This window comes from Nocardia farcinica (genome assembly GCF_029867845.1).
Classification (GTDB): domain Bacteria; phylum Actinomycetota; class Actinomycetes; order Mycobacteriales; family Mycobacteriaceae; genus Nocardia; species Nocardia farcinica_A.
The window spans coordinates 1-3770 of sequence record NZ_JARWRU010000930.1; the positions used below are offsets into that span (position 1 = coordinate 1).

Annotated in this window: 5 protein-coding genes; 2 read left to right on the plus strand and 3 right to left on the minus strand. The window is 73.4% G+C overall.

Features of this window, described 5'->3' with window-relative positions:
- The coding region (locus QH283_RS20435) for a hypothetical protein (RefSeq protein ID WP_280504590.1) at positions 1 to 182 on the plus strand (182 nt) is incomplete at its 5' end.
- Between the two features lie 8 nt (positions 183 to 190).
- On the opposite strand, the gene glpX is transcribed toward QH283_RS20435, so the two are convergent.
- Complete coding sequence (gene glpX, locus QH283_RS20440; RefSeq protein ID WP_280504591.1) at positions 191 to 1234, minus strand: class II fructose-bisphosphatase; 1044 nt, start codon at positions 1232 to 1234, stop codon at positions 191 to 193.
- 141 nt (positions 1235 to 1375) lie between these two features.
- On the opposite strand from glpX, the gene QH283_RS20445 reads away from it, so the two are divergent.
- On the plus strand, positions 1376 to 1942 hold the full coding sequence (locus QH283_RS20445; protein WP_280504592.1) for a DUF4245 domain-containing protein: 567 nt from the start codon (positions 1376 to 1378) through the stop codon (positions 1940 to 1942).
- Positions 1943 to 2090: 148 nt separating this feature from the next.
- On the opposite strand, the gene QH283_RS20450 is transcribed toward QH283_RS20445, so the two are convergent.
- A complete protein-coding gene (locus QH283_RS20450) occupies positions 2091 to 2354 on the minus strand; it encodes an exodeoxyribonuclease VII small subunit (protein WP_280504593.1) in 264 nt (87 codons plus the stop codon).
- 2 nt (positions 2355 to 2356) lie between these two features.
- The gene (gene xseA / locus QH283_RS20455; protein ID WP_280504594.1) at positions 2357 to 3742 is read right to left on the minus strand and encodes an exodeoxyribonuclease VII large subunit; all 1386 of its coding nucleotides are present in this window, start codon (positions 3740 to 3742) and stop codon (positions 2357 to 2359) included.
- Positions 3743 to 3770 lie beyond the last annotated feature (28 nt).

Sequence of the window (3770 nt, forward strand, 5' to 3'; positions counted from 1 at the left end):
CCCGCCGGCGGCCACCACCCCCCCCCCCCGCGCCCCTGGCCCCCCCCCCCCCCCCCCCCCCCCCCCCCCCCCCCCCCCCCCCCCCCCCCCCCCCCCCCCCCGCGCCCCCCCCCCCCCCCCCCCCCCCCCCCCCCCCCCCCCCCCCCGGGGGGGCCCCCCCCCCCCCTCGGGTCGAGGCGTGAGCGGCCGATCAGGGCATCGGCGGCACGGCGTCCTCGTCGCCGTGGAAGTCCACCGAGGAGTACTCGCGCAGCTTGGTCAGCCGGTGGTAGGCGTCGATCATGCGGACCGTGCCCGACTTCGAGCGCATGACGATCGAGTGGGTGGACGCGCCGCCGGGGAAGTAGCGCACGCCGCGCAGCAGGTCGCCGTCGGTCACGCCGGTCGCGCAGAAGAAGACGTTCTCGCCCGCGACCAGGTCCTCGGTGCTGAGCACGCGGTCGAGGTCGTGGCCCGCGTCGATGGCCTTCTGCCGTTCCTCGTCGTCCTTAGGGGCGAGCATGCCCTGCAACGCGCCGCCCATGCAACGCAGCGCCGCCGCGGCGATGATGCCCTCGGGGGTGCCGCCGATGCCGACGAGCAGATCGGTGCCGGACTCGGGGCGGGCCGCGGCGATCGCGCCCGCCACGTCGCCGTCGGAGATCAGGCGGATACGGGCGCCCGCGTCGCGGACCTGCTGGATGAGTTCGGCGTGGCGGGGGCGGTCCAGGATGCAGACCGTCACGTCGGAGACCGATAGTCGCTTGGCCTTGGCCACCTTGCGCACGTTCTCGCCGATCGGGGCGGTGATGTCGATGACATCGGCGGCCTCGGGGCCGACGGCGATCTTGTGCATGTAGAACACGGCCGAGGGGTCGAACATCGCCCCGCGCTCGGCGACCGCGAGCACCGAGATCGAACCCGGCGAGCCCTTCGACATCAGCGTGGTGCCGTCGATCGGGTCGACGGCGAAGTCCACGTCCGGGCCGGTGCCGTCACCGACGGACTCGCCGTTGTACAGCATGGGCGCCTCGTCCTTCTCGCCCTCGCCGATCACCACGACGCCGTTCATCGACACCGAGCTCACCAGCTGCCGCATCGCGTCGACGGCGGCTCCGTCGCCACCTTCCTTGTCGCCACGGCCGACCCAGCGACCGGCGGCCATCGCGCCCGCCTCGGTGACTCGGACGAGCTCGAGCGCCAGGTTGCGGTCCGGGGCCTCGCGGCGGCTGGTTGCGGGCGAAGATGCCGTCATAGCGGGGTGCCTCCTCGGGTTGTGTGTTACCGGACAATTGTCTCATTGCGGGGAGGCCGGTCGGTGCACGCCCGGTCCCCGCCCGGTTCGCCCACGGGGTGCGCGCTTCGCGTGAGGTTCGCCGCGTGGATACTGGGAGGCGTGTCGTACCAGAAGCCGCGCATCCTGCTCAACTACAAGGACCTGCTGTTCACGCTGCTCCCGTTGGTGCTGATCGTCGTGGCTTTCGCGGGTCTGGCGAGCCAGTGCACGTTCGCCGCGAACGGACCGACGCCGGGGCAGATCCCGAACTTCGACGCCCGCGCGGCGTTGCAGTCCGATGCCCGTACCCTGTCGTTCCCGATCCGCGATCCAGAAGTACCCGATTCGTGGACGCCCAACTCCGGCTCACGCGACACGATCGTCGGCGAGGGCGGCGGCCAGGTCAGCACCATCGGCTACATCACCGACACCGGCGCCTACATGCGGATGACCCAGAGCGACGCCACCGAGCAGGCGCTGGCCCGCTTCGTCATCGGCTCCCGCTACGCGAGCGGCACCGAGCAGATCGGCGACCAGAAGTGGGTCGTCTACGCCGAGCCCGCCGAGGAGACCGTCTGGATCGCCGACTTCGGCGCGTCCAGGGTGCTCATCACCGGCGCGGGTGGCGCGGGCGCCTTCACCACCCTCGCCCAGGCGATCACCGCCGCCCAACCGCTCACCCGCTGAGCCGCTCACCGGCCGAGCCGGTCACCCGGCCGAGCTGGTCACCCGGCTGAGCTGGTCACCCGGCCGAGCCGGTCGCCCGCTGACGCCGCTCGCCGGGGCGATCGCGCGCCGGCGCGGTCGGTGTGCCGAGTCGGTCCTCGCTGTCCGATCAGTCCTCGCTGTCCGATCCGGCGATCGCGGCTTCCACCCGCCGCCGCGCCCCGGCCAGATGTTCCTCGCACCGATCGGCCAGCGCCTCGCCGCGCTCCCACAGCGCCAGCGAATCGTCCAGATCCAAGCCGCCCTGTTCGAGCATCTTCACCACATTGACCAGCTCGTCGCGGGCCCGCTCGTAGCCGAAGCCCGCGATCTCGGCCAGGTCGTCCCGGTCCGAGGCGGTGCCGGACGAGCCCGCCTTCGAGGAATCGGCCACCGTCAGTTCCCTCCTGTGTCGTCCGCCGGGCGGTCGTCTGCCCGGCGCTTGCGGTCGGGGTTCGTGGCCGGGCCCGTGCCCAGCGCCCTCGTGCCCAGCGCCTTCGTGCCCAGCGCCGCCGCGGTGATCGCCCCGTCGGCCACCCGGATGCGCAGCTGACTGCCTGCGGGCGCGTCCTCGACGGAGCGGACCACGTGCCGTTCCGTGCCCTGCACCCGCTGCACCACAGCGTAGCCACGGGCCAGTGTCGAAGCCGGGCCGACGGCGGTCAGTTTCTCGCGCAGATGTCTGGTGGCGGTGGACTCCGCCGCGAGCAGGTGCTCGACGCAGCGGCGGGCGTCGGCGCGGGCGCGTGCCACCTCGGCGGCGCGCCGGTCGATCTCGCGCACCGGGTCGGCCAGCACCGGCCTCGACCGCAGTTGCGCCAGCGCCGTCGACTCGCGCTCCACCCAGCCGCGCAGCGCCGCCGCGGAACGGGCGCGCAGCTCGCGGACCAGGGCGAGTTCGGCGGCGGCGTCGGGCACCACGCGCTTGGCGGCGTCGGTCGGCGTGGCCGCGCGCACGTCGGCGACATAGTCGGAAAGCGGGTTGTCCGGTTCGTGGCCGATGGCGCTGACGATCGGCGTGGTGGCCGCGACGATCGCCCGGCACAGCGCCTCGTCGGAGAACGGCAGCAGATCCTCCACGCTGCCGCCGCCGCGGGCCAGCACGATCACCTCCACCTCGGGATCGCGGTCCAGCTCGCTCAACGCCGCCAGGATCTGCGGGACCGCGGTCGGTCCCTGCACCGCGGTGTTGCGCACCTGGAAACGCACCGCGGGCCAGCGCTGGGCGGCCACGGTCAGCACGTCGTGTTCGGCGGCGCCGCCGCGACCGGTGATCAGCCCCACCGCCCGGGGCAGGAAGGGCAGCGGACGCTTGAGCCGCTCGTCGAACAGGCCCTCGGCCGCCAGCAGCGACTTGAGCCGTTCGATCCTGGCCAGCAGCTCCCCGACCCCGACCTGCCTGATCTCGGTGACCCGCAGTGACAGGCTGCCGCGCGCGGGAAAGAACACGAGCTTGCCGTACACGACCACCCGGCTGCCCTCGCGCAGTGGCGCGGCGGCGCGGCGGATCAGGTCGGAATCGCAGGTCAGTTGCAGCGACATGTCGGCGGAGGGGTCGCGCAGCACCAGGAAGGCGGTGCGCGCGCCGGGGCGCAGGTTGATCTGGGTGATCTGGCCCTCGACCCAGATGCTGCCGAGCCGGTCGATCCACTGCATGACCTTGACCGACACCGTGCGCACCGGCCAGGGATGTTCCGCGGAGTTGGCGGGCCCCGCCGTCGATGGCGCGCCGCCGGCGGGCGCGTTGGCCGAGGCGGCGCCGGTCCGACCGTCCTGTGTCATGGCCTCAGGTATACGCGCGACGGGCCGC

Bases quoted from the DNA above. Each gene is read 5' to 3' on its own strand.
- glpX (WP_280504591.1), bottom strand. From the start codon at position 1,234: ATGACGGCATCTTCGCCCGCAACCAGCCGCCGCGAGGCCCCGGACCGC.
- xseA (WP_280504594.1), bottom strand. From the start codon at position 3,742: ATGACACAGGACGGTCGGACCGGCGCCGCCTCGGCCAACGCGCCCGCC.